The organism is Streptomyces sp. NPDC054849 (assembly GCF_053610945.1).
Genome location: NZ_JBSGZI010000100.1, coordinates 1 through 24,640, shown reverse-complemented (window position 1 = coordinate 24,640; position 24,640 = coordinate 1). Strand labels below are relative to the sequence as shown.

Sequence of the window (24,640 nt, the reverse complement as noted above, 5' to 3'; positions counted from 1 at the left end):
AAGAGAACCTACCGGAATGGGACGACCCTGATGATCCTGGTTACTGGAGCTGCCGGCGCCTTGGGCGCGCTGATTGCCGAGCGGCTGGCCGACCGTGACGACACGGTCCTGGGAACGCGCGATCCTCGGCAGTTCCCGGCTGTGCTGCCTGTCCGCCACATCGACTTCGACGAGCGCAGCACCCTCATCAGGGGCTTCGACGGTGTGGATGTGCTGGTCCTGATCTCCGCGGGCCGCGGCGAGGACGACATCGTCATAGCCCGGCACGGCGCGGCCATCGACGCCGCAGAGAAGGCCGGTGTGGGGCATGTCGTCTATACGAGCCTGACCGCCGAGGGTGATCACCTCCCTTACGCGCTGCCGCACCGCTGGACGGAGAGGCGGCTCCGGGAGAGCACCATGGGGTGGACGATCCTGCGCAACGGCCTCTACGCGGAGTTGCTGGCCGGGCTCGCGCCGTTGGAGGGCGGCCGGATCACTGCCCCGCTCGGTGAGGGCCGTCTGGCAGCCGTTGCACGGGCGGATCTGGCCGACGCCGCGGTACGGGTGGCGGTGGAGGCACCGGCTCACGCAGGACGCATCTATGAACTCGTCGGCGAGCAGGCGATCGGCGGCGCCGACCTGGCCCGCGCACACGGACCGCACGTCACCTATGAGCCGGAGACGCTCGGCCAGGCCCGCGCGCGCATCGCCGCCTCCGGCGCCGAACCGTTCCAGGTGCCGATGCTGGTGGGTACCTACTCCGCCATCGCTGCCGGATTCATGTCCCGAACCGGTGGTGACCTTCGTCAACTCCTGGGGCGCGAACCCCGGTCCCCGCTCGCGGCAACCCTCGCATAGCCCCCAGAACACAGGCGCCGCGCAGGCAGGAAAGTTCTTGAGAGGTGCATCACCGCCTACGCCCCTACGGCCTGGCCCTCACATCAGGTGTCCGGTATCTCGTGGCCGCCACGGAGAGCGGGATCGTCTGACCCACCAGGACGCACACCCGCCTCCCGGAGTGGCTCGCTCCGGTGGTGGCCCGGCTGCCGGTCCGTGCCGGATTTCGAGACGGGTGCGGCCGGTCCTGAGGCGAGGGTGAGGATCGGCCATATCAGTGGCGGAATATGCACCTTAATTCGATCACGGCATCGTGCTTGGATGGCGCGACAACCCTAATTCGTTTACAGGTGAACAGTTTTGATGGACCGGCGGTAACTCCTCGAAGCGTCCAGGTTACGGAGATGAGAGAAAAAGGCTACGGGTGCTGAAGAGGCCATCCGGTCGGCTCGACTTCCGCAAGATCCGTTATGTAGTGTTCCCGTTATTCACCGCCCAACGGGGGGCGGACGGCAACTGCGGCCTTGGTCCGGACTATTTCCGGCGTGTGGCGGGCCCGCAGAACCGGCGACCACCGCCCCCGTCGCGCTCCCTATAGGGGGAATGCGTGTACCGACACGGGGGATCAGTCATCCGGTTCCAGCTTTTGGGGCCTTTGAGCATTGCGCACGGCCCTGAAATCGTCGTTCTCAAACCGTCCAAGCCGACCAGTCTGCTCGCCGCACTTCTGCTGCACCCCGGCACCATGGTGTCGACCACTTACCTCCTGCGCGCCGTCTGGGACGAAGAGCCGCCCGCCACGGCTCGCGCCGCGCTGCAGACATGCGTCCTGCGGCTGCGCCGGTTGTTCGCCAAGTACGGCATATCCGCGACCACCATCGAGGCCGTACCCGGCGGTTACCGGATGCACAACGACCCCGAGACCCTCGACCTTGTACTGTTCCGCATGCTCACGGCCCAGGCCGCGACGGCGGCCGGCCCGGGGGAGGAGCTCTACCGGCTCCGGGAGGCGCTCTCGCTCTGGCAGGGCCAGCCGCTCGCCAACGTGGCCTCACGTCTCCTCCAGCAGGACGCCGTGCCCGCACTCGAACAGGAGAGGCTACGGGTGCTGGAGCGGGTCTGCGACCTCGAACTGGCCGCGGGGAACTGCCATCAGGTCCTGGTCGACCTGTACGAGAGCGCACGACGGCACCCGGTGCGCGAACGCTTCACCGAGCAGCTCATCGAGGCCCTCTACCGCACCGGCCGACAGGCAGAGGCGCTCGCCGAGTACCGCACCGTGCGCGACCGGCTGCGCGACGAACTGGGCATCGACCCGGGTCCGGGGCTGCGGCGACTGGAACTCGCCATCCTGCGCGCCGAGGACCTGGCGCCCGCACCGCCGGAGACCGCGCGGGCGGGGACCGTACGGGCGGGGACCGCGCGCGAGGCTCCCGCGCTGCCCTCGGGCGCGGCCGCCCCGGCGCGGGTGAACCGGCCGGTGCTGCCCGTCCCCGCCTTCGCCGGGCGTGAGGGTGACCGGCGGGCCATGGCCGCACGGCTCACCTCCGCAGACGGGCCGCGCCTGGTCGTCGTCTCGGGGGCGCCGGGCATCGGCAAGTCGGCGCTGGCCCGCCAGACCGCGCACGACGTACAAGAGGGCTTTCCGGGAGGGGTGTTCACCCTCCAACTGGCCCGACCGGACGGGACCGCGCTCGCCGTCGAGGAGGCGGCGCGGCTGCTGCCCGAGCCCGAGCCCGGCGCCGGGCGGCGGCTGATCGTGCTGGACGGCGCGGCCGGAGCCTGGCAGGTGCTGCCGCTGCTGCCCGCGGTGGTCGACGCCTCCGTCCTCGTGACCAGCAGGCGCGATCTGGCGGCGGTCGTCGCCACGCACGGCGGCGCGGTGCACCGGCTCGACGTACTCCGGCCCGCCGAGGCGTACGGGCTGCTGGCAGGGCTCGTGGGCGCCGAGCGGATCGCAGCCGAGCCGGCTGCGGCCCGGGAACTGGCCTCCGTATGCGGCCACTTCCCGCTCGCCCTGCGGATCGCCGCAGGACGGCTCCTGACCCGGCCCGGCCTGTCAGTCGCCGACTGCACGACCTGGCTCGCGGAGGATCCCCCCGCGCGGCTGGCCCTCGCCGAGGACGCCCGGCTCTCGGTCCCCGAGGTGCTGGGGCAGGCGCTCGACGCGCTCGATCCGGAGCTGCGGGAGGCGTTCCTGCGGCTGGGCACACGCGCCGCGGACGACGACCTGTCGGCCGCGGAGAGCGAAGCAGTGCTCGAACAGCTCGTGGAGACAGGCCTGTTGGAGGACGGGCCACCCGGCCCTTACCGCCTTCACGACTTCCTGCGCATCTACGCGCGTTGGCACGTCCGCATGCACGACACGGCTGCGGCAGCAGCCGTGGTCGCACCGCACTGACCCTGCCCGTCCCTCGTCACCCGCACCTCCCTCCCCGAGCCCCTTCCTCTCCCTCTCCTCCCTCTCCTCTTCCTCCCTCCCCGTACCAGCCTCCTCCCCGATCCCGCCCAGACCGCACTCAGGGGTGTCCCCATGGCTCACGCCAGCTATACAGCCGTTGCCGCGACCCGTCCCCGGATCCGCCGGGACGTGCTGTTCACCCAGACGCCGGACGGCGTGCTGTTCCACAACGCGGACGGCGGCTTCCGCCTCACGGCGAAGTCCGCGTACCGCTTCGCGACGCTGATCGTCCCCCACCTCACCGGCGAGCACTCGGTCGCCGACCTGTGCCGGGGCCTCGGCGAGGCGCAGCAGGCGATGGTCGGCGAGCTCGTCCGGACCCTGTACGAACGGGACTTCGCCCGGCCCGTCGCCGCCCCGGCCGAGCGTGCCGCCGGGCAGGTGGAGCTCGCTCCGGACGTAGCCCGCCGGTACGCCCCGCAGATCGCCTACGCCGACCACTACGCCGACGACGCCGAGGCGCGCTTCCTGCGCTTCCGGGAGACCCGGGTGGCCGTCCTCGGCGACGACGAGGTGGCCCGCTGGTGCGCGTCGAGCCTGATACGCAACGGCTGTGCGACCGTCGGCGTGACGCCGGGCAACGACGCCCCGAAGCGCGACACCTCGGCGCCCGACACCTTGGCGCCCACCACCTCGGCGCCCGACACGTGGACGCCCACCACCTCGGCGCCCGACACCTTGGCGCCCGCTCCCTCCGTGCTCGGCATCCCGGCCCTCGAAGCCGAGGCCGCGGAAGCCGTGGCCGACGGCTGCCCGGTCGAACTGCGCACGCTGGCGCCGGCCGCCCGACACGCCCCCTCCTGGGCCGAACTGGCCGGCTACGACCTCGTCATCGTCACCGGCGGGCGGACCGCCCCCGCCCGGCTGCTGCCCCTGCTGCGCGCCGGGATCCCGGCCGGCGTCACGCTGCTGCCCGCCTGGTCGTACGGCTCCGACGCCGTGATCGGCCCCCTGATGGCCTCCGGCACCCCCGGCTGCTGGGCCTGCGCCGCGCTCCGGCTCGGCGCGGCCGCCGGCCGTGACCACGCCGCCGCGGCCGAGCTGTGGAGGGCGCTGGCCCTGCCCGGCAGCCCCCCGGTGGCCAGCCCGGAGCCGGGGCGGCCGCTGGCCGCGATGATCGGCAACCTCCTGGGGTACGAGGTCTTCCGCGCCACCTCGGGAGCCCTGCCCGCCGAGACCGCGGGCCAGGTGATCGTGCAGGACATGGCCTCGCTCGACGTCACGGCGGAGCCGCTCCTTCCACACCCGAGGTGCCCTTTCTGCTCCCCGGGCGAGGAGGAGGCGCGAGAGGCCGTGGCGCCCGTGGACCTCGCCGCCGCGGGCACCTCCGGCGCGCCCGCCCTGCCGACCCTGGAGACTGCACGCGAAGCGGACGCCCTGGTCGAGGAATTGAACCGGCGCTCCGCGCTCGTCCGCCCGTACACCGGCGTCTTCACGCGCTACGCCGACGAGCCGCTCACTCAGATCCCCCTCAAGCTGAGCGTGGTCGAGTTCGGCGCCGGCCACGCGGGCCCCCGGGCGATCGCGGCCTTCGACGTGCACCACGTCGCCGGGGCGCGGATGCGGGCGCTGGACGCCGCGGCCGTGGTCTACGCCGAGCACGTCGTTCCGGCGCACGTCGTTCCGGCGCACGTCGTTCCGGCGCACGGGGTCGCCGGCCGCGCCGAGGGGGCGGTCGCGGAGGGCTCGCTGACCATCGCCTCCGGCCTGCCGGGCACGGCCACCGCCTGGCAGCAGGCCGTCTCGCTCGTCACCAAGGAGCCCGCGCTCGTCCCGGCGGCCGCTGTCCGTCCCTTCGGCCCGCACAACGGCGACCGGCTCTTCGAGCGCACCCGCGCCGGCGCCGGCGCCGGACCCTCGCCCGCCGACGCGGCCGCCGCGGGCCTGCTCTCCGCCCTGGCCCACGATGCCCTGCTGCGGGCGGTACGCGGGAGCGCGGCCGCGCCGGTATCGCTGTCGGACGGGACGCCCGACGCCGAACTCGTCTTCCTCGTACGGTCGGCGGAGCGCCTCGGCCTGGACGTCGAGCTCCTCGACCTCGGCGAAGGCGCGCGTTCCGGAGTGCAGGTGCTGCTCGCCAGGGCCGGGGAACGCTGGGCCGTCGGCGCGGACCTGGACCGGCAGGTGGCGGCCGTGGCCGCGCTGCGGGACCTGCTGGGCGCCGTGCAGTACGAGCAGGACGCCGCCGCCTCCGGCAAGCCGGCCGACACCGGTGATGCGCTGCTGCAGGACCTCGACGCCCGCACCCTCACCCTCACCGCGTCCGCGGACGCCGGACCCGCGGACGCCGGCCCCGCGGACGCCGGCCCCGCGGACGCCGGCCCCCGCGCCCGACCCGCCGACGGGAACGCGGCCGCCGTCGGATGGTCCGAGGTGCTGGACCGGTTGCGGGCGGCGGGCCGTGACGCCTACGTCGTCCCCACCGGGGCCTCGGACCTGGCCTCGGCAGGACTCCACACCGTCAGAGTGCTGCTGACCACCGCCCAGGAGCCGGGCGATGACCACTGACCTGCTGACGGCCGGCCCCGAGGTCGCCGACGCGCTCGGTGCCGGCGCGGCGGCCCGCTTCACCGCCCTGCTGGACCGCGCCCTCGGGTCGCTCGACGGTCCCCGGGTGAGGCTGTCGGCCCTCGGGCTCGGGGACGCCTTCACCCGCCCCGCCCCCGAGGCGGGCGGCAGCCCTGCGGTGCCCGTGCATCTGTACGGCCACCAGGCGGTCGTCGGGCCGCCCGGCGGCTGCGCCCGGTGCCTGGAACGCCGCTGGCAGGCGGTGCGGTCCGTCGCGCTCCGGGACGCCCTGGAACTCGGCGGCGACACCCTGGCCGCCGGCGACTGGCCGTACGCGCACCCTTTCGCCGCCGAGGCGCTGGCCGCGCTGATCGCGGCGGCGGCCGAACCCCGGCCCGGCACGCAGGGCCCCGGCGTCTTCCCCGACGTCCGGCTGCTGGACCTGCGGACGGGCTGCGTACGCCGCTATCCGCTGGTCCCCGACCCGCAGTGCCCGGTGTGCGCCGCCCCGGGGCAGGACACCGCGGAGGCGGCCGTGCCGGACCTGTCGCCCGCGCCGAAGTACCGGCCCGGCGTCTTCCGCACCCGCCCCCTCGAGTCGTACGGGATCGACGTGGCGGCCTTCGCGAACCCGCTGTGCGGGGCGCTGGGGCCCTCCCTCGTGCAGGACGTCTCCTCCACCTCCACCTCCGCGACCATCGGCTGCTTCTCGATGCGCTCGGGCGCGTACCTGCGCGAGACGTTCTGGGGCGGCCATACGGACTCCTTCGCGCACAGTGCGCGGGTGGGGGTGCTGGAGGGGCTGGAGCGCTACGCCGGGATGCGGGCGCGGGCGCGGACCACCAGCGTCACGGGTTCGCTGAAGCAGTTCGGCGCCGACGCGGTCGACCCGCGGGAGGCCGGCCTGTACAGCGAGGCCTTCCATCGGGAGAACCCGCGCGTACGTCCCTTCGACCCGGACCGGGAGATCGCCTGGGTGTGGGGCTGGTCGCTGCGCGACCGGATGCCCCGCCTGGTGCCGGAGATCCTGACGTACTATCACGCGCCCGGCCTCGAGAACCGGTTCGTGCAGGAGAGCTCCAACGGCTGCGCCTCCGGGGGCAGCGTGGCCGAGGCGGCGTACTTCGGGCTGATGGAGGTCGTGGAACGGGATGCCTTCCTGCTCACCTGGTACGGGCGCCAGCCGCTGCCCGAGATCGACCCGGAGAGCAGTTCCCGGCCGTCGACCCGCGCGATGGTCGACCGGCTGGCGATGTACGGCTACCGGGCCCGGTTCTTCGACACCCGGATCACCTTCCCGATCCCCGTCGTGACGGCGGTGGCCGAACGGTTCGACGGCGGCCCCGGCCGGATGTGCTTCGGTGCGGGAGCCGGCCTGGACCCCGAGTCTGCCCTGGACTCGGCGCTCTGCGAGATCGCCACGGACGCCGTCAACCTGCCCGGGCGCACCGAGCGCGACGAGGCCCGGCTGCGGGCCATGGCGGCCGACTTCGGCCTGGTCACGGCGCTGCACGACCATCCGCTCGTGTACGGGGTACCGGAGATGGGCCGACACGCGGACTTCCTGCTGCGCTCGCAGGGCCAGGGCCAGGGCCAGGGCCAGGGTCAGGGCCAAAGCCAGGGCCAGGGCGAGGGCGAGGGCCATGGGCGACACCGGACCGTGGCCGAGCTGCAGTGGCCCGACGCATGGGGCTCCGCCGCGTCCGACGACGTGCGCACCGACCTGGAGCGATGCGTGTCGGCCGTCACGGAGGAGGGTTTCGACGTCGTCGTCGTCGACCAGACGATGCCCGAGCAGCGCGCCCTCGGCCTGCACACCGTGAGCGTGCTCGTCCCGGGGCTGCTCCCCATCGACTTCGGGTGGTCCCGGCAGCGGGCCCTCGGCATGCCGCGGATGCGGACGGCCCTGTTCACCGCCGGGCTGCGCGAGCGCGTGCTGGAGCCCGGCGACCTGAACCCGGCCCCCCACCCCTTCCCCTGACCCGGCCGCCGCCACCGGCGTCCCACCCGAACGCAGGAGGACCCATGGGCTTCGCCCATGTCTACGCCCACGAGATCATGCACCGCGGCCGGGTGCCGATGGAGCCCGTCGACTTCGTGCCCGACTGGGCCGACCGGCCCCGCAAGGCCAAGTTCCATCCGTACGCCGAAACGATCCCGCTGCCGGAGCCGCCGCCGCACGCACCGCCGCGGCAGCCCGTGCCGGGCTTCACCCTGCCGTTGCTGTCCGGGATGCTCCAGGACTCGTACGGGCTGACCGGACGGCGTCTCGCGGTCCAGGCGAACACCGACCTGGCGGCGCTGCCGCACTACACGCACGCGAACTGGTCGCGGGGCACCGCGTCGGGCGGCGGGCTCTACCCGGTGGCCGTCCACTGGGCGGCCGGACCGGGCGGGCCGCTGACACCGGGGCTCTACCACTACGCGCCGCACCAGCACGGGCTGCGCCGCCTGCTGACGGGCGACGTCACCGGTCAGGTCCGCGACGCCCTCGGCTCCGGCTCCGGTGCGGGGGCCGGTGCGCGTGCCGGTGCGCGTGCCGGAGCCGGAGCGGGGGCCGGATCGGCCGCGGAGGCGACGCAGTACCTCGTCCTCAGCGTCAAGTACTGGCAGAACGCGTTCAAGTACAACAGCTTCTCCTTCCACGCCGTGAGCATGGACGTGGGCGCACTCGTGCAGACCTGGCGCCTGTGGGCCGCGCAGTACGGGCTGCGGATCGACCCGGTGCTGTGGTTCGACGAGGAACGCCTGGCCCGGCTGCTGGGCGTGGCGCCCGAGGCGGAGGGCGTCTTCGCGGTCGTTCCGCTGACCTGGGAGGGCGCGCCGGTGCCGCTGCCGGTGCCTGCCCAAGGCGAGCCGGTGTCCGCGGGCGGCGGCGCCAGGGACTGCGCCGCCGTCCGACACCGCGACGTCGAACGCTCCCGCCGCGTCCTCGTGTTCCCGACCCTGCAGCGCATCCACGAGGCCACCGTGGGGCGGGCCGCCGACCGCCCGGCGCCGGGCGCGCTGGACGCGGCCGCCGCCTTCCCGCCGCGCGGCGCCGACCCGCTGCCGCTGCCGGCGCCCTCCGCGCCGCCCGCCGTCACCGGACGGGCCCTGCGCGAACGCCGCAGCAGCTTCGGCCGCTTCGAGGCCTCCCGTCCGGTCGCGGCCGAGCAGTTCGCCGCCGCTCTGGCCGACTGCGCGGCCACCGGCTACGGCACGGAAGCCGAGAGCCCGGGCGGCCCCTCGCTCACCGCGCTGTACGCGTTCGTCAACCACGTCGAGGGCATCGCCCCCGGCGCGTACGCCTACGATCCGGCCGCGCACACCCTGCGCCTGATGAAGCCGGGGCCACCCGGCCCCTTCCTCCAGCGCCACTACTTCCTCTCCAACTACAACCTGGAGCAGGCCGGCGCGGTACTCGTCCCGACGGTCCGCACCACGGCGGTACTGGACGCCGTGGGCGACCGCGGCTACCGCCTCGTCGGCGGCACCATCGGTGCCGTCGCGCAGACCTTCTACACCACCGCCGCGTCCTTCGGCCTGGGCGCCGGCGTGGCACTCGGCTTCGACAACATCGCGTACATCGAGGAGCTGGGGCTGACCGGAACCGACGAGGCACCCCTGCTGATCATGCTGCTGGGCCACGAGCGCCCGCGGCCGGCCGACTTCCGTCACGAGATGGCCTGAAGGGAGCGGGACGATGAACACCACCGCATGGCATGTGGGCGACCTCTTCATGCTGCGCGTCGCGGGGCTCGCGCTGCGCGCCGTCGACGATCTGCGCGCCGGGGACACCCGCCGCTGGGCCGGGGACGTCCTCACCGCCGAGGCGGGACTGCGCGAGGGCGCCGAGCGGCTGGGCAACGTGCTCCACGCGGTCGTCGGGGCCACCGATCCGGCGCCGGACGGCCCGGGCGCGGCCCAGCGCCGCGCACTGCTGCGGCTGCGCCGCCAGATCCACAACGACCGGCTGCCGGCCCGGCCGGACGCGTCGACGGAGACGGCCGTGGAGGCCGTCGCGGCCGTGGACGAGGCCGCCGCAGAGCAGTTGGCCGGCTGGTTGCACCGGCGCCGGCTGCTGGACAAGATGCTGGCCGAAGGCCCGTCGCTGCTCACCGCGGATCTGTCCCGCAACCGGGCCGCACTGCGGCGGCTGGTGGCCGGCGACCGGCTGCGGCTCGGCCTGCTGCTGGCCTCGCCCGTGCTCGAAGGGCAGCTCGACGGGTACGCGCGCGCCGAGGGCGCACCGAACGGGCGGGCCCGCAAGGCTGAGCGGTCGGTCCTCTCGTACGTCTACCGGACGGCCTGCAAGACGAGCCCGTTCAGCACCTTCACCGCCGTGGCGACCGGCCGCTTCACGGACGGCGCCGCAGCGGGCGGGATGCGGGTGGCCGACGAGTGGAGCAGCCACGTGCGGCTCAACGTCGTGGTCCTCGCCCGGCTCGCGGAGCTGATCCTGGCCGATCCCGTGCGCCGCCGGGACCTGCCGCTGCGCCCGGCCTCGGGCTGGGGCCACGAGGAGGACCGGATCCGCTACGTGCGGCGCTCGGTCACCGCGGGTGACGACGCGGCCGCCGTCACCTTCGACGCGGTCAAGGACCGGCTGTTCTTCCTGCGCCGCAGCGGCACCCTCGACCGTCTCCTCGGCCTGTTCGCCGAGCGGTCCGAGCTGCGGCACCGGGACCTGACCGACTGGCTGGCCGCCGAGCACGCGGCCGACCCCGCCGACTGCGAGGCGTACGTCTCCGCCCTCCTCCAGCTGGGCATGGTGCGCGTGCCCTGCCTGGACACCCAGGTGCACAGCGGGGACCCGCTGCGGTCCTTCCAGCAGTCGCTGGCCTCGCTGGAGCGGCCCTGGGCCGACCGCCTCGCCGCCCTGCTCGAAGCGCCCGCCGCGGCCCTGGCCGGCTACCCGGCGGCCGGGCACGCGGAACGGGCCAGGCTGCTGCGGGTGCTGCGCACCGGACTGTGCCGGGCCCAGGAGGAACTCGGCGCACCGGACGCCGCCCTGCCGCAGACACTGCTGTACGAGGACGTGAGCGCCGGCAGCGACCTGCCCTGCCCGCCCCGCGACTGGACGGCGCTGCGCTCGGTCGAACGGATCCTGCCGGCCTTCGACCTCACACTCGCCCAGCGGATCACCTTCGAGGGGTTCTTCACCGCGCGGTACGGCGCCGGCGGCCGCTGCGAGGACCTCCTCGGGCTCGTGCACGACTTCCACGAGGACTTCTTCGACCAATACCTGTCGTTCACCGCACGGCGCAGACCCTTCGACGAGCGCGGTGAGTACGTTCCGGAGGAGAACTGGCTGGGCCTGCCGGGCATCCGGGCCCTGGACGCGGCGCGCCGGGCGTTCATCGGCCGGATGCGCCAGGCCTGGGCGGCGTACGAGGGTGCGCACGGGGGTGCGCACGGGGGTGCGCACGGGGCCGTCGGCGCGCAGCCGGCCGTCCTGCGCCTCGGCGAGGCGGACCTGGCGGCGGTCGCTTCCGAACTCGACCCGGTGACGCCGGACTTCGCGCCGCGCTGCCACCACCTCCAGCTCGCCCGCGATCCCGCCGACGGCAGCCCGCTGACCCTGCTGAACCGCTCGTACGGCGGACTTTCCTTCCCCTTCAGCCGGTTCACGCACGTCTACGACGAGCAGGGCGGGCCGGCCACCGACTTCTCCGGCGCACTGCGGGCCACGGCAGGCCGCGTCACCCCGGCCGGCGCGGTCTTCGCCGAGGTCACCGGCGGGCCGGCCACCACCAACCTCAATCTGCACGGCCGGCTCACCGACTACGAGATCGTCTGCCCGGGCGAAAGCGGCACGCTCCCGCCGGAGCGCCGGCTGCACCTGGACGACCTCTACGCCGAGCACGTGCCGCGGACCGGCCGGGTGGTCCTGCGTTCACACCGGCTGGGATGCGAGGTGATCCCCGTCTACCTCGGCTACCTGGTGCCGCTCGCGCTTCCCGCGATCCCGCGCACGCTCCTGCTGCTGTCCCCGTCGTCGATGTCGCCGCTCGACGTGTGGGTGGGCGTACCGGAGGGCGACGTGCGGGACAACGTGACCTCCCGGCCCCGGGTGGTCCACGGCGACGTCGTGCTCAGCCGCCGCAGCTGGACCACCACGGCGGGCGACCTGCCCGTCCAGGGGGCGCAGGAGGCCGGACACTTCCTCGACTGGCAGCGCTGGCGCCGCGCCCACGGCCTGCCGGAACAGGTGTTCGCGACCGTCTCGGCCGGCCCCTCGGCCGCCGGGGCCAAGCCGCAGTACGTCGACTTCGCCAGCCTCCTCTCACTCGCGGCCTTCGAGACGCTGCTGCGCGAGCCGGCGCACCGGGTCGTGTTCCGCGAGATGCTCCCCGACTCCGACGGCCTGCACGTGCACTCGGCGCACGGCGCCCACGTCGCCGAACTGGCCGTCGAGACCTTCACCACGACCACCCGAGACCAGGGCGACCTGGAAGACCAAGACGACCTGGACGACCGGGAAGACCAGGCAGACCAGGAAGGCGGCACCCGATGTCCGAGCTGACCCCGTCCACCGGCGCACGCGCCGAGACCCGCGGCGCCTGGCAGGCCCTGCACATCTTCTACGCCGCCAACCCGCAGCCACTGCTCGTGCAGTGCGTCCGGCCGCTGATCGCCGGGCTCACCGCCGACGGTCTGCTCGCCGGGCACTTCTTCATCAACTACTGGCTGGAGGGTCCACACGTGCGACTGCGGCTGCGCCCGGCGACACCCGAGGCCGCGCCCGAGGTGCGGCGCCGCGCCGAGGAGGCCGTCGCCGCGTTCCTGAAGGCCCGCCCGGCCCTGTACGAAGTCGACTCCGGGTTCCTCAACGAGTTCTACAACACGCTCTTCGACATAGAGTTCCCGGAGGGCGACCGGGCCGCCTTCATGGGCTCCGACGGCCGGATGAACCTGCGGCCGAACAATTCGTACTCCCGGGAACCGTACGAGCCCGAATTCGGAAAGTACGGCGGCCCCGCGGGCGTCGAACTCGCCGAATGGCACTTCGCCCGCTCCAGCGATCTGGTCATCGACGCCCTGCACCGCATGAACCTGCACCTGCGGACCGTCCTGCTGGGCACCTCCGCCCAGCTGATGATGGTCATGGCGGGCGTCTTCCTGCCGGACCGCGAAGAACTGGCGGGATATCTCGACCGGTATTACACGTTCTGGCACCAGGCCTTTCCCGGTACCGGGTTCATCGGGTCCGAGGAATACGACCGGACCTACGGGCAGACGGCGCCCGGGCTCGGCCGCCGCTTCGCCGCCGTGCGCGAGGCGCTCGCCTCCGGGGAAACCGGCCGGCTCCCGGCCTTCCTGGCCGGGTGGGCGGAGCACTGCCGGGAGCTGCGCGAGCGCGCCGAGGCGCTCGCCGTCGCCGGGGACCTGGTCTTCCGCTCCTGGGACGGCACCCGTGACGAGCAGGTGACGGATCCCGGCCAGGCCCTGCCGTTGCTGCTCTCCCCGTACATGCACATGACCAACAACCGGCTCCACGTCACCATCCGCGACGAGGCGTACCTCGCCCACCTGCTGGGCCGTGTGCTGCGTGAAAGCGAGAGGGAGAGCGAGGGCCGGACCGTGAGCCGGACCGAGGGCGCGGCGGTCACCCCGTGACCGGCGCTTCGTCGGCCTCGTCGGCCTCGTCGGCCTCGTCGGCCTCGTCGGCCTCCTCCGCGTCCTTCGCGTCCACTCGGGGGACCGGGGGGGTGCTGGGGCACCGGCCCGCCCTGCGGCCGGAGGTCCTGTTGTCCGCGCCGCTGCTCGACGGGCCGGCGACCGTCCATCTGGTCAAGGACCCGCTGTCCGGGGCCTCGTTCGAGATCGGGCCCAGGGAGTACTTCCTCGTCTCGCGGCTGGACGGCTCGCGCAGCCTGGCCGAGATCGGCGCCGAGTACGCGCACGTCTTCGGGCGGCGGCTCGGCGAGGCCAACTGGCAGCAGCTGCTGACGCTGCTCGGCACCCGCCGGCTGCTCGCCGGCGGCCCACCGCCGCCCGCACCCGCGCCGCCCGGCAAGCCGCTGGAGGGCACCCTGCTCCGCGGGACGCTCCGCCTGGTCGCGGACGCCGACGCCACCACGGCCCGGCTGCACCGCGCGCTGCGCCCGCTGCTGCGCCCCGCGGTGCTCGGCGTCCTGCTGCTCGGCTGCCTGGCGATGGAGACCGCGCTCGCCGTGTCGTTGGGCGAACTCACCGCCTCCTTCGGATGGTTGCTGCGACATCCGGTGCCCCTGCTGGCCGTGGCCACCCTCATGTGGCTGAGCACGGCCCTGCACGAGTTCGCGCACGGCGTCGCGGCCCGGCACGTCGGCGGCACCGTCGGCGAGATCGGGCTGCGGTGGCGGCTGCCCGTCGCCATCATGTACTGCACCGTCGACAACTACCGCTTCCTGGAACGACGCCGGCACCAGCTGGCGGTCGCCGCCGCGGGCGCCTTCGCCAACCTGCTCTTCCTGCTGCCGTTCTTCGGCTGGTGGGCGGCGCTGCCCGCAGGCGACCCCACCCGGAGGGTGCTCGCCGCGCTCCTGCTCATCGGCAGTGCGCAGGCGCTCGTCAACCTGATCCCGCTGCCCCCCTTGGACGGCTACACCATGCTCGGCCACGGCCTGCGCGTGACGCGGCTGGCTCCCGCCAGTTCGGGGTACCTGCGCCTGCGGATGCGCGACCGGGCGGCGGCCGCCGCCTACCCGCCGCGCGCCCGCCGCCTCTACCTCGGATACGCCCTCGGCTCCGCCGTACTCGTGCTGCTGCTGGCGGCCGGCCTGACGGGAGCCGTCTGGTACGCCGTCACCACCTGACCCCACGAAGCGGATCACCGGCAGGACCGGCGAGACGCCGGCCCGAAGACAGAGCCCGAAGACAGAGCACGACAGACACAGAGGGACGCACGACCCATGACGACTGACAGCACCCAGCCCCCCGACTCCCCGGCCATCGCCGTCCAGGACGTACACAAACGCTACGGCGACCGCCGAGCGGTGGACGGGGTGTCCCTCGACGTGCACCGCGGCGAGTTCTTCGGACTGCTCGGCCCCAACGGGGCGGGCAAGACCACCCTCATCGAGATCATGGAGGGGCTGCGGCAGGCCGACGACGGCACGGTCCGCGTCCTCGGCCAGAGCCCCTGGCCCCGCAACACCGCGCTGCTGCCCCGGATGGGCGTGCAGACCCAGGCCTCGGCGTTCTTCGTACGGCAGAGCGCGCGCGAGCACCTGGCGACGGTCGCCGGCCTGTACCGCTGCGACCCGGCGGCCGCGGACCGCACGCTGGAGAGCGTCGGGCTCACCGGGCAGCGGGACGTCATGGTGGAGAACCTCTCCGGCGGCCAGCGCCAGCGCCTGGCCATCGCCTCCGCCCTCGTCCACAGCCCGGAGCTGATCTTCCTGGACGAGCCGACGGCCGCCCTGGACCCGCAGGCCCGCCGCGATCTGTGGGAGGTGCTGCGCGCCCTCAAGAGCCAGGGCCGCACGATCGTCTACACGACCCACCACCTCGACGAGGCCGAGGCGTTGTGCGACCGCGTCGCGATCCTCGTCGGCGGCAGGATCGCCGCCCTCGACTCGCCGCACCGGCTGGTCACCGCGGCCGGCGCACCGTCGCGCCTGCTGCTGCCGGTGGGCCGGCTCGGCGTCGAGGAGGCAGCGGCGCTGCCCGGCGTGGACCGGGCCACCCTCCAGGGCGGCTCCCTGGTGCTGGAGACCTCGGCGCCCGGCAAGGTGCTCCAGGCCGTGGACGCACTCACCGGACTGGACGGGGTGATGACCCGTACGGCGACGCTGGAGGACGTCTACCTCGAACTCACCGGCGCCGCACACATCGGCCCCCAGGCCGGCCCCCACACGCAGACGGAGCACCAGGCATGAGCGCATACACGGCCCTGACCGCGGCCGGCTACCGGGCGCAGGTCCGGGACAAGGCCACCCTCTTCTTCACCTTCGCCTTCCCGCTGCTGTTCCTGGTCGTCTTCGGCCTGATCTTCAGCGGGCAGGAGGTCGAGGAGACCGGCCGCCCCTACATCTCGTACATCGCGCCCGGGGTGATGTCGTGGGGCGTCGCCAACGCGGCCGTCTTCGGCATGGCCTTCACCCTGATGCAGTGGCGGCGCGACGACCTGCTGCGGCTGATCCGGCTGACGCCGACCCCGCTCACGACCGTGCTCGCGTCGCGGTACGTGCTGGCCCTGGCCGTGGGTGTGGTGCAGGCGGCCGTGTTCGTCGCGGTGGCGATGCTTCCCGGCTTCGGGCTGGTCCTGGACGGGCGCTGGCCCCTGGTGCTGCCCGCTCTCGTCCTCGGGATCACCGCTTTCCTCGCCATCGGCGTGATCGTCGGCACGTACGCGAACACCCCGGAGGCCGTCGCAGCCATCGCCAACTGCCTGATGGTGCCGATGGCCTTCCTGTCCGGCTCGTTCCTGCCGCTGGACATGATGCCGTCGTGGCTCCAGTCGGTCTCGCTCGCGCTGCCGCTGCGGTACATGAACGACGCGGCGACCGGTGCGCTCACCGGCACCGGATCCCTCGCCGCCATCGGCACCGGCTGCGCCGTACTGCTCGGCTTCGCCCTCCTCTTCGGCGCGATCGGGCTGAAGACCTTCCGCTGGAGCAACCGGACATGACGACGACCCCGGTACGTCCGCTCGCCCCCGACGGGACTCACCTGGAGGCGGCCCGGCGGGAGCTCGCCCGGGCGATGGAGCCGCTCGGCGCCGTCGTGGTGACCCTGGGCGTCCACGACGCCCTGGGGCCGCGCGCCGCCGACCCGTTCGCGGCGGTCCGGCCGGGCGCGACCGTGCACCTCACGGCCCGGGAGGTACTCGTCGGCCCGTGGGGCGGCGACGGCTCCGCGCCGGCGTGCGGCCAGTGCCTGGCCATGCGCCGCCAGCGGCTGCGCAGCCGCAGCGAGCGCGACGCGCTGGAGACCGGCAGCGGACCGGGCACGCCCGCCGGTCCCGAGTGGCCGCGGCTGTCGCCGTACGCGCACGACGCCGTGTACGCGCTGCACGCGGCCGTCCACGGCGGCCGGGTCGGCGCACCCGCCGGAGCGGCGGCCGACCGGGCGCTGCCCCAGGTGTCCCGGCTGGACCTGGAGACGCTGCGGATCCGGACGTATCCGCTGCTGGCCGACCCGCTGTGCCCCGACTGCGGTCCCCGGGGCGCCGACGCCCCGCAGCCCTTCGTGCCCGCGGCCCGGCCCAAGCCCGAGCCCGCCGCACAGCGGCTGCGGGCCGCGTCCTCCTACCCGATGCCGTACGAGGCGCTGGCCAATCCGGTGACGGGGGTGCTCGGCGGCGGCACCTGGCTCAACGTCACCTCGCCGACCACCGCACCGGTCGCGGGGAGCGTCTTCATGCGCGGGTACGCGGGACTGACGGACGTCACATGGAGCGGGCAGGCCAACAGCTTCACCGCGAGCCGCGACCTCGCCTACCTGGAGGGACTGGAACGGTACGCGGGAACCCACCGCCGCACCGGGAACACCTTGCTCACCGCCTCCTACGCGGAACTGGGCGAGCGCGCGCTCGACCCGGCCACGTGCGGGTTCTACGCCCCCGAGACCTACCGCGACGACCCGCTCGTGTCCCCGTTCGACCCGGAGCGGCCCATCCCGTGGGTGTACGGGCACTCGCTGCGCGACGACCGGCCCGTCCTGGTCCCGGCCCGGCTGGTGCACTACAGCGCGGGGCTCGCCGCCGACAACTTCGTCTTCGAGTGCTCCAACGGCTGCGCGATCGGCAGCTGCCCGGAGGAGGCGCTGCTCGGCGCCCTGCTCGAACTCGTGGAGCGGGACGCGTTCCTGATCGCCTGGTACGCGGGACTGCCACTCACCGAGATCGACTTGGCGACGGTACCGGGAGCGGCGGTGCGCACGATGGCCGACCGGGCGGCCCTGCAGGGATACGACGTGCACGCCTTCGACAACCGCATCGACCTGGCCGTCCCGGTGGTGACCGGGCTCGCGGTGCGGCGCGACGGCGGCCCCGGGCTGTTCTCCTTCGGCGCCGGCGCCGCGCTCGACCCCGCCACGGCGGTCGAGGCCGCGCTGTCCGAGGTGCTCACGTACATTCCGCACCTGCCCCGCCAGGTCGAGGAGCGCCGGGGCGAACTGGAGGCCATGGCGCACGACTTCAGCCGGGTGCGGCACCTGAAGGACCACGCCCAGCTGTACGGGCTGCCCGCGATGGCGGAGCACGTACGGCCCTACCGGGAGCCGGTGGCCGTGCGCGCGATGGACGACGTGTACCGGTCCTGGACGGAGCACGGGCGGCCCCGCACCGGTGACCTGCGCGACGATCTGCAGGTCTGCGTCGACGCGTTGGTGCGGGCCGGGCACGACGTCGTCGTCGTCGACCAGACCACGCCGGAGCAGCGGCGGATCGGTCTGCACACCGTGTGCGCGGTGGTGCCGGGACTGGTGCCGATCGACTTCGGCTGGTCCCGTCAGCGGGCCCCGTACCTGCCGCGGCTGCGGAGCGCGCCGCGGCGGGCGGGGCTGCGCCCGGCCGACCTCACCGACGCCGACATCCGCATGGTTCCGCACCCGTTCCCGTAGGCGTCGCACGCCCCTGGCGGGCGGATGCCCCGGTCCTCGCGCGGGCGAGGGCCGGGGCATCCGTGCGTCTGCTGCCTGACGGGTCAGGCGGAGCAGGAGGTGGTGCTGGTGGTCGAGGAACAGGTCGAGGTGGAGCTGCAGCTCGTGGAACCGGCGAGCACGACCTCGCTGGCGTCCGAGTAGTCGGAGATCTCGAAGGTCTCGGACTCCAGCTCCAGGATCTCGTCCGCGAGCGAGGCGAGCGGCGACTTCTCCATGATGACTCCTTCTGGTGCGGGGACGGCACCGGCCTGCGCCGTGCCTGCCCTCATCAGAGCCGGTGCCGCCGTCACCGGACCCGTCGTGCCGCTGACACTCCTCTGACACGACGTGTCAGCGCCCTGTCGTTCCCGCTCCCGCAGCGCCGGCCGATCATGACGGCATGACCGGCCACGCACCCACACCGCTCGACCGACTGGACGCGCACCTGCACGACCTGACGACCTTCTACCTGGAACTGCACCGGGACCCGGAGCTGTCGGGGGCGGAACGGCGTACGGCGGACCGCTTCGCCGGCCGGCTGGAGGCGGCGGGGTACGCGACCACGCGCGGCATCGGCGGACACGGAGTGGCCGGTGTCCTGCGCAACGGTGACGGCCCCACCGTCCTGCTGCGGGCCGAACTCGACGCCCTGCCGGTGCGGGAGACGAGCGGACTGCCGTACGCGGCCGACGGCGAGGCGGCGCACGCCTGCGGGCACGATCTGCACCTGGCCGCGGCGGCGGGCGCCGCCACCCTGCTGGCGGAGGCGCCGCAGGCCTGGCGCGGCACGCTCCTGGTGGCCGGGCAGCCGGCCGAGGAGACACTGGAGGGAGCCCGGGCGATGCTGGCCGACGGTCTCTACCGGCGGTGCGGCCGGCCGGACGACGTACTGGCCCAGCACGCCGCCCCGCTGCCGGCCGGGATGGTGGCGCACGGGTACGGCCCCATGACGGCCGGCAGCGTCACCTTCCGGGTGGTGGTGCACGGACGCGGCGGGCACGCGGGAGCCCCGCACCTCGCCGTGGACCCGGTGGTGGCGGCGGCTCACGTGGTGACCCGGCTCCAGACGGTGGTGGCGCGGGAGGCCGCCCCGGCGGAACAAGTGGCGGTGACCGTCGGCTCGTTCCGTGCCGGAGACCGGGCGAACGTCATCCCGGACCGCGCCGAACTGGCCCTCACCGTCCGGGCGGTGAGCGAGGCCTCGCTGGCGCGGGCCGCCGAGGCCGTGGAGCGGATCGTGCGCGCCGAGTGCGCGGCCGCGGCCTGCCCCCGGGAACCCGAGATCGTCCGGCTCTCCGACTCGCCCGTCACCCACCCCGATCCGGCAACGACGGCGGCCCTACGGGAGGCACACACGGCCGAGTTCGGACCGGAGCGGGTGGCGATGTGGCCGCCCTCGCTCGCGACCGAGGACTTCGCCCTGTTCGGCGACGCGGGCCTGGACGTGCACGGTGAGCGGGGCATCAGGCTCGGCTACTGGATGCTGGGCACGGTCGGCCCGGCCGCCTGGTCCCGCGCCCCCGGCACGACGGCGGCCGAGAGACTGGCGGCCCTGCCGGCCAACCACGCCCCGGACTTCGCCCCCGACGTGCGCACCGCCCTGCCGTCCGGCATCCGCGCCCTGACCAGCGGGGCACTGGCACGGCTCGGCTCCCCTCAGGGCGTGCGTCTTTCGGATCGTGTCGGTCGAGTCCGGGGCCGGTGAACGCCAGGGTCAGGTGAACGCCGGGTCAGGCGCGGCGCGGGGCCAGGACGCAGAATTCGTTGCCCTCCGGGTCGGCGAGCACGACCCACGTCACCTCGTCGCCCTGCCCGACGTCGGCGCGGCGCGCGCCCAGCCCCAGCAGGCGCTGTACCTCCGCGTCCTGGTCGTCCGGGCGGAAGTCGAGGTGGAGGCGGTTCTTCGACGTCTTGGCCTCCGGTACCGACCCGAACAGCAGCCCCGGCAGCCGTTCGGGAGCCGGGCGGATCTCGTACTCGTCCGGTGAGTCGTTCACGACGACCCATCCCAGGGCCTGCGCCCACCAGCGGCCCAGGGCGACCGGGTCCCCGGCGTCGATGACGATCTGCTCCCACTCCAATGCCATGGGCCGAGCGTAGGCGCCGCGGTCACCGTCCGGACACACCCACGCCGTCCGGCCGGACACAGGCGGCTAGCAGGACCCGCGCCGTCCGGACGGGCTCTCGGCATGCGGTGCGCGGCTGCGCGGGTGCACGGGTGCCGGCGAGCGGGACGACGGAGCCGGAGTGGCGCCGGGGCGTGTCGGTACTGGTCGCAGCGCCCGCGCTGCGGCACGGTGGGCGCGGTCGGTGGCCGTCCCGCGCGACGGCCCCAGGAGCGCGCGAGGGGTTCGCATGACCGAGAACGGCATCTCCGGGACCAGCCGCCGTGCGGTTCTTCTGGCCGCCGGATCGGCCGCGGGGGCGGCGCTGGCGGCGGCCTGCTCGGGCCCGTCCGGCACCCGGGAGGCGGCAGCGCGGCCCTCGGCCCCCGCGCCCCAGGCCCCGACGACACCGTCATCCCCGGCGTCCGCCAGGAGCACCCCGGCCTGTGTGCTCGCCACGGAGACGGGCGCGGGCCCGTACTACCTCGACCTCGACCGGGTCCGGTCGGACATCACGGAGGGCCGGGACGGCGTGCCGTTCCGGCTGGACCTGACGGTGGTCGGGGCGGCGTCCGGCTGCCGCCCGGTCGAGGGCGCGGCCGTCGACGTGTGGCACGCCGACGTCTCGGGCGCATACTCCACGGACGGGGCCACCTTCCTGCGGGGCACCCAGGTCACGGACGCCGCCGGCCGGTGTACGTTCCGCACGATCGTCCCCGGCTGGTACGCGGGGCTGGCGCCGCACATCCACTTCAAGGTGCGCCCCGACCGGCGCACCGAGACGACCTCGCAGTTCTTCTTCCCCGAGGACCTCCTGCTGAAGGTGTACGCGCTCCAGCCGTACGCCCGCCGCGACGCGCCGAAGCACCCCAACACCCGCGACAGCCGCTTCAAGGAGTCCGGCGCCGCGATGACGCTGGCTCCCGTGGTCGACGGCGGCGGCTACCGCGCCGTGTACACCGTGGGCATCGCCTGATCCCGTGGCGTCCCTCCGTCAGACGGCGAGGCCCTCGATCAGCTCGGCGCGGGGGAGTTCCGCGAGCAGCTTCCCGGGCGCGATGAGCTTCCCGCGGCGGCGCCCGCTGCCGACCAGCACATACGGCATGTCGCGGACGGCCGCGTCCACCAGCAGCGGCCAGTCCTCCGGCAGCCCCAGCGGGGTGATACCGCCGTACTCCATGCCCGTCAGCTCGACCGCTGTCTCCATCGGGGCGAAGGACACCTTGCGGGCCCCCAGGCGGCGCCGGACGGCGCCGTTCACGTCGACCCGTCCGGCGGAGGGCACCAGGCAGGCCGCGAAGGTGGTCTGACCGCCGCGCTTGGCGGCGACGACCACGCAGTTCGCCGACTGGTCGAGCAGGTCCTGCCCGAAGTGCGCGACGAAGGCGGTGGTGTCGGCGATGGCGGGGTCGGTGTCGACGTAGAGGATCAGCCCGGCGGGTACGTCTCCCCGCCAGGCGCGGACGGCCCCCGCCACGGGCGGGGTGAGCTCGTCGAGACAGTCGGGTGCGGGCACGGCGTTGTCGAAGGGCCCGATGGGAGCACGCATGCCCGCACGCTAACACCGCCTGCGAAGCACCTGCCGCCCTCCGCGCCAGGAGCCGCGGCCCGCGGGGCCCAGATGCCCTGACGTCAAGCTTCGAAGGCTCAACGGAGAGCAGCCCCCATGCAGGGTCATTTCCCGAAGGCCTGAGGCCGCCCCGCCCAGCCGTGCCGGAGTCGGAGGGGGCGGCTGGACGGAGCGGCCGGATCCTCAGTACAGCGGTGGGAATTTTTTTCGTCAACACTTTTCACAAGGATTGAAGAAACCCCAAGTTCACAGGCCTGATCTGCATGTGACACACCGTCGGGCCTTCGCTTCATGAACGCTCAAGCCCTTGACGGCCTCCCTGGCGGGCAGTTCACTCACGCTTCGATCCCCCCACGGATCCACGACGTCAGGAGCACTCCGTATGCCCCTCGCCCCCACACATCCCCCGCGATCCCTCGCGGCGGCCCTCGCCGCAACCCTCGTAGCGGCCCTCCTGGTGCTGCTGCCCGGCAGTGCCACCGCCGAGGCGGCCCCGGCCCTGCTCTCGCAGGGCAAGCCCGCCACCGCCTCCAGCACCGAAGGCGCCGGCACCCCCGCCTTCGCCGCCGTCGACGGCGACAACGGCACCCGCTGGTCGAGCCAGTTCGCCGACCCGCAGTGGATACAGGTCGATCTCGGCGCCCCGGCCCAGCTCAGCCAGGTGGTGCTGCGCTGGGAGACCGCCCACGCGAAGGCGTACCGGATCGAGCTGTCCACGGACGGCTCCGCCTGGACCACCGCCTACTCCACCGCCACCGGTCCCGGCGGCGTCCAGACCCTCGACGTCACCGGCACCGCCCGCTACGTGCGGGTGTACGGCACCCAGCGCGCCACCGCCTGGGGCTACTCGCTCTGGGAGTTCCAGGTGTACGGCACCACGGACACCGGCCCCACCCTCCCCGGTGGCGGCGACCTCGGCCCGAACGTGATCGTCTTCGACCCCTCCACCCCGAACATCCAGGCCAGGCTGGACCAGGTCTTCCAGCAGCAGGAGTCCGCGCAGTTCGGCACCGGCCGCTACCAGTTCCTCTTCAAGCCGGGCACGTACAACGGCCTCAACGCCCAGATCGGCTTCTACACCTCCATCTCCGGCCTGGGACTGAGCCCCGACGACACCACCATCAACGGTGACGTGACCGTCGACGCGGGCTGGTTCAACGGCAACGCCACGCAGAACTTCTGGCGCTCCGCCGAGAACCTGGCCCTCAACCCGGTCAACGGCACCGACCGCTGGGCCGTCTCCCAGGCGGCCCCCTTCCGCCGGATGCACGTCAAGGGCGGCCTCAACCTCGCCCCGGACGGCTACGGCTGGGCCTCCGGCGGCTACATCGCGGACTCGAAGATCGACGGCCAGGTGGGCAACTACTCCCAGCAGCAGTGGTACACCCGTGACAGCTCGATCGGCGGCTGGTCCAACGGCGTGTGGAACCAGGTCTTCTCCGGCACCCAGGGCGCGCCCGCCCAGGGCTTCCCGAACCCGCCGTACACCACCCTCGACACCACCCCGATCTCCCGGGAGAAGCCCTTCCTCTACCTCGACGGCAACGACTACAAGGTCTTCGTCCCGGCCAAGCGCGTGAACGCGCGCGGCACCTCCTGGGGCAACGGGACCGCACCGCAGGGCAGCTCGATTCCGCTCAGCCAGTTCTACGTGGTCAAGCCGGGCGCGAGCGCGGCGACGATCAACCAGGCGCTGGCCCAGGGTCTGCACCTGCTGTTCACCCCCGGCGTCTACCACGTCGACCGGACCATCCAGGTGAACCGGCCCGGCACCGTGGTCCTGGGTCTCGGCCTCGCCACCGTCATACCGGACAACGGTGTGACCGCCATGAAGGTCGCCGACGTCGACGGGGTGCGGCTGGCCGGATTCCTGATCGACGCGGGTCCGGTCAACTCGCCGACACTGCTGGAGATCGGCCCGGCCGGCGCCGGCGCGGACCACGCCGCCGACCCGACCACCGTGCAGGACGTCTTCATCCGCGTCGGCGGCGCGGGCCCGGGGAAGGCCACGCTCGGCATGGTCGTCAACAGCCACGACACGATCGTCGACCACACATGGATCTGGCGGGCCGACCACGGTGACGGGGTCGGCTGGGAGACCAACCGCTCCGACTACGGCTTCCGGGTCAACGGGGACGACGTACTGGCGACCGGGCTGTTCGTGGAGCACTTCAACAAGTACGACGTGCAGTGGAACGGCGAACGCGGCCGGACGATCTTCTTCCAGAACGAGAAGGCGTACGACGCCCCCAACCAGGCGGCGATCCAGAACGGCTCCCTCAAGGGCTACGCGGCCTACCAGGTGGCCGATTCGGTCTCCGTGCACGAGGGCTGGGGCCTGGGCAGCTACTGCTACTACAACGTCGACCCGACGATCCGCCAGCACCACGGCTTCCAGGCCCCGGTCAAGCCGGGCGTGAAGTTCCACGACCTGCTGGTGGTCTCGCTCGGAGGCAACGGCCAGTACGAGCACGTGATCAACAGTACGGGTGCCCCGACCTCGGGCACCTCGACCGTCCCCTCGACGATCGTCTCGTTCCCGTGACCCTGGGGGCTCCGACCCCTCTGCCCCCCTGCCCCTCTGCCCCCCTGACCCTCTGATCCTGTGACCGGCTCCGGCCC

At 73.6% G+C, this 24,640-nt stretch carries 17 protein-coding genes; 14 read left to right on the top strand and 3 right to left on the bottom strand.

Going from position 1 to position 24,640, the window contains the following annotated elements; genetic code table 11:
* Positions 1-30: 30 nt before the first annotated feature.
* The 11 genes from ACWGIF_RS31105 (at position 31) to ACWGIF_RS31055 (ending at position 18,322) form a co-directional block, all read left to right on the top strand.
* Entirely contained in the window at positions 31-840 is an 810-nt protein-coding gene (locus tag ACWGIF_RS31105; RefSeq protein WP_453502465.1) for an NAD(P)H-binding protein, read from the top strand.
* A 634-nt stretch (positions 841-1,474) separates the two neighbouring features.
* Positions 1,475-3,220: a BTAD domain-containing putative transcriptional regulator gene (locus tag ACWGIF_RS31100; RefSeq protein ID WP_453502464.1), complete on the top strand. Its 1,746-nt coding sequence runs from the start codon at positions 1,475-1,477 to the stop codon at positions 3,218-3,220.
* Positions 3,221-3,352: 132 nt separating this feature from the next.
* On the top strand, positions 3,353-5,788 hold the full coding sequence (locus ACWGIF_RS31095; RefSeq protein WP_453502463.1) for a TOMM precursor leader peptide-binding protein: 2,436 nt from the start codon (positions 3,353-3,355) through the stop codon (positions 5,786-5,788).
* Positions 5,778-7,769, top strand: a complete 1,992-nt coding sequence (locus ACWGIF_RS31090; RefSeq protein WP_453502462.1) for a TOMM precursor leader peptide-binding protein — start codon at positions 5,778-5,780, stop codon at positions 7,767-7,769. The genes ACWGIF_RS31095 and ACWGIF_RS31090 overlap by 11 nt, the downstream gene beginning before the upstream one ends.
* A 44-nt stretch (positions 7,770-7,813) precedes the next feature.
* A complete protein-coding gene (locus ACWGIF_RS31085; protein WP_453502461.1) occupies positions 7,814-9,460 on the top strand; it encodes a nitroreductase family protein in 1,647 nt (548 codons plus the stop codon).
* 13 nt (positions 9,461-9,473) lie between these two features.
* Positions 9,474-12,296, top strand: a complete 2,823-nt coding sequence (locus ACWGIF_RS31080; protein WP_453502460.1) for a lantibiotic dehydratase — start codon at positions 9,474-9,476, stop codon at positions 12,294-12,296.
* Positions 12,284-13,390 (top strand): lantibiotic dehydratase C-terminal domain-containing protein, encoded by a 1,107-nt coding sequence (locus ACWGIF_RS31075; protein WP_453502459.1) that lies wholly within the window; start codon positions 12,284-12,286, stop codon positions 13,388-13,390. Before ACWGIF_RS31080 ends, ACWGIF_RS31075 begins: the two co-directional genes overlap by 13 nt.
* A gap of 92 nt (positions 13,391-13,482) precedes the next feature.
* On the top strand, positions 13,483-14,571 hold the full coding sequence (locus ACWGIF_RS31070) for a peptidase M50 (RefSeq protein ID WP_453502457.1): 1,089 nt from the start codon (positions 13,483-13,485) through the stop codon (positions 14,569-14,571).
* Between the two features lie 96 nt (positions 14,572-14,667).
* Positions 14,668-15,636 carry an ABC transporter ATP-binding protein gene (locus ACWGIF_RS31065; protein ID WP_453502456.1) on the top strand — a complete coding sequence of 323 codons (969 nt, stop codon included), beginning with the start codon at positions 14,668-14,670 and terminating at the stop codon, positions 15,634-15,636.
* Positions 15,633-16,388, top strand: coding sequence for an ABC transporter permease (locus tag ACWGIF_RS31060; protein ID WP_453502455.1), 756 nt, complete (start codon positions 15,633-15,635; stop codon positions 16,386-16,388). The genes ACWGIF_RS31065 and ACWGIF_RS31060 overlap by 4 nt, the downstream gene beginning before the upstream one ends.
* Complete coding sequence (locus tag ACWGIF_RS31055; RefSeq protein WP_453502454.1) at positions 16,385-18,322, top strand: TOMM precursor leader peptide-binding protein; 1,938 nt, start codon at positions 16,385-16,387, stop codon at positions 18,320-18,322. Before ACWGIF_RS31060 ends, ACWGIF_RS31055 begins: the two co-directional genes overlap by 4 nt.
* A gap of 83 nt (positions 18,323-18,405) precedes the next feature.
* On the opposite strand, the gene ACWGIF_RS31050 is transcribed toward ACWGIF_RS31055, so the two are convergent.
* Positions 18,406-18,579: a thiazolylpeptide-type bacteriocin gene (locus ACWGIF_RS31050; protein ID WP_007268044.1), complete on the bottom strand. Its 174-nt coding sequence runs from the start codon at positions 18,577-18,579 to the stop codon at positions 18,406-18,408.
* Positions 18,580-18,743: 164 nt separating this feature from the next.
* On the opposite strand from ACWGIF_RS31050, the gene ACWGIF_RS31045 reads away from it, so the two are divergent.
* Entirely contained in the window at positions 18,744-20,048 is a 1,305-nt protein-coding gene (locus ACWGIF_RS31045) for an amidohydrolase (RefSeq protein WP_453502451.1), read from the top strand.
* Positions 20,049-20,073: 25 nt separating this feature from the next.
* On the opposite strand, the gene ACWGIF_RS31040 is transcribed toward ACWGIF_RS31045, so the two are convergent.
* Positions 20,074-20,430: a VOC family protein gene (locus tag ACWGIF_RS31040; RefSeq protein ID WP_453502449.1), complete on the bottom strand. Its 357-nt coding sequence runs from the start codon at positions 20,428-20,430 to the stop codon at positions 20,074-20,076.
* A 268-nt stretch (positions 20,431-20,698) separates the two neighbouring features.
* Here ACWGIF_RS31040 and ACWGIF_RS31035 point away from each other — a divergent pair, with 268 nt between their 5' ends.
* Positions 20,699-21,424 (top strand): dioxygenase family protein, encoded by a 726-nt coding sequence (locus tag ACWGIF_RS31035; RefSeq protein WP_453502448.1) that lies wholly within the window; start codon positions 20,699-20,701, stop codon positions 21,422-21,424.
* A gap of 18 nt (positions 21,425-21,442) precedes the next feature.
* Here ACWGIF_RS31035 and ACWGIF_RS31030 read toward each other — a convergent pair whose 3' ends face one another.
* Positions 21,443-21,997: a YbaK/EbsC family protein gene (locus tag ACWGIF_RS31030; RefSeq protein ID WP_453502447.1), complete on the bottom strand. Its 555-nt coding sequence runs from the start codon at positions 21,995-21,997 to the stop codon at positions 21,443-21,445.
* 403 nt (positions 21,998-22,400) lie between these two features.
* Between ACWGIF_RS31030 and ACWGIF_RS31025 the strand changes: the two genes are divergently transcribed.
* Positions 22,401-24,563 carry a discoidin domain-containing protein gene (locus tag ACWGIF_RS31025; RefSeq protein WP_453502446.1) on the top strand — a complete coding sequence of 721 codons (2,163 nt, stop codon included), beginning with the start codon at positions 22,401-22,403 and terminating at the stop codon, positions 24,561-24,563.
* The last annotated feature ends 77 nt before the right edge of the window (positions 24,564-24,640 follow it).

What these genes read in the sequence shown, in the direction of transcription:
- ACWGIF_RS31105 (WP_453502465.1), top strand. Translation starts at nt 31, where the DNA reads ATGATCCTGGTTACTGGAGCTGCCGGCGCCTTGGGCGCGCTGATTGCC.
- ACWGIF_RS31095 (WP_453502463.1), top strand. Translation starts at nt 3,353, where the DNA reads ATGGCTCACGCCAGCTATACAGCCGTTGCCGCGACCCGTCCCCGGATC.
- ACWGIF_RS31090 (WP_453502462.1), top strand. Translation starts at nt 5,778, where the DNA reads ATGACCACTGACCTGCTGACGGCCGGCCCCGAGGTCGCCGACGCGCTC.
- ACWGIF_RS31085 (WP_453502461.1), top strand. Translation starts at nt 7,814, where the DNA reads ATGGGCTTCGCCCATGTCTACGCCCACGAGATCATGCACCGCGGCCGG.
- ACWGIF_RS31080 (WP_453502460.1), top strand. Translation starts at nt 9,474, where the DNA reads ATGAACACCACCGCATGGCATGTGGGCGACCTCTTCATGCTGCGCGTC.
- ACWGIF_RS31075 (WP_453502459.1), top strand. Translation starts at nt 12,284, where the DNA reads ATGTCCGAGCTGACCCCGTCCACCGGCGCACGCGCCGAGACCCGCGGC.
- ACWGIF_RS31065 (WP_453502456.1), top strand. Translation starts at nt 14,668, where the DNA reads ATGACGACTGACAGCACCCAGCCCCCCGACTCCCCGGCCATCGCCGTC.
- ACWGIF_RS31060 (WP_453502455.1), top strand. Translation starts at nt 15,633, where the DNA reads ATGAGCGCATACACGGCCCTGACCGCGGCCGGCTACCGGGCGCAGGTC.
- ACWGIF_RS31055 (WP_453502454.1), top strand. Translation starts at nt 16,385, where the DNA reads ATGACGACGACCCCGGTACGTCCGCTCGCCCCCGACGGGACTCACCTG.
- ACWGIF_RS31050 (WP_007268044.1), bottom strand. Translation starts at nt 18,579, where the DNA reads ATGGAGAAGTCGCCGCTCGCCTCGCTCGCGGACGAGATCCTGGAGCTG.
- ACWGIF_RS31045 (WP_453502451.1), top strand. Translation starts at nt 18,744, where the DNA reads ATGACCGGCCACGCACCCACACCGCTCGACCGACTGGACGCGCACCTG.
- ACWGIF_RS31040 (WP_453502449.1), bottom strand. Translation starts at nt 20,430, where the DNA reads ATGGCATTGGAGTGGGAGCAGATCGTCATCGACGCCGGGGACCCGGTC.
- ACWGIF_RS31035 (WP_453502448.1), top strand. Translation starts at nt 20,699, where the DNA reads ATGACCGAGAACGGCATCTCCGGGACCAGCCGCCGTGCGGTTCTTCTG.
- ACWGIF_RS31030 (WP_453502447.1), bottom strand. Translation starts at nt 21,997, where the DNA reads ATGCGTGCTCCCATCGGGCCCTTCGACAACGCCGTGCCCGCACCCGAC.
- ACWGIF_RS31025 (WP_453502446.1), top strand. Translation starts at nt 22,401, where the DNA reads ATGCCCCTCGCCCCCACACATCCCCCGCGATCCCTCGCGGCGGCCCTC.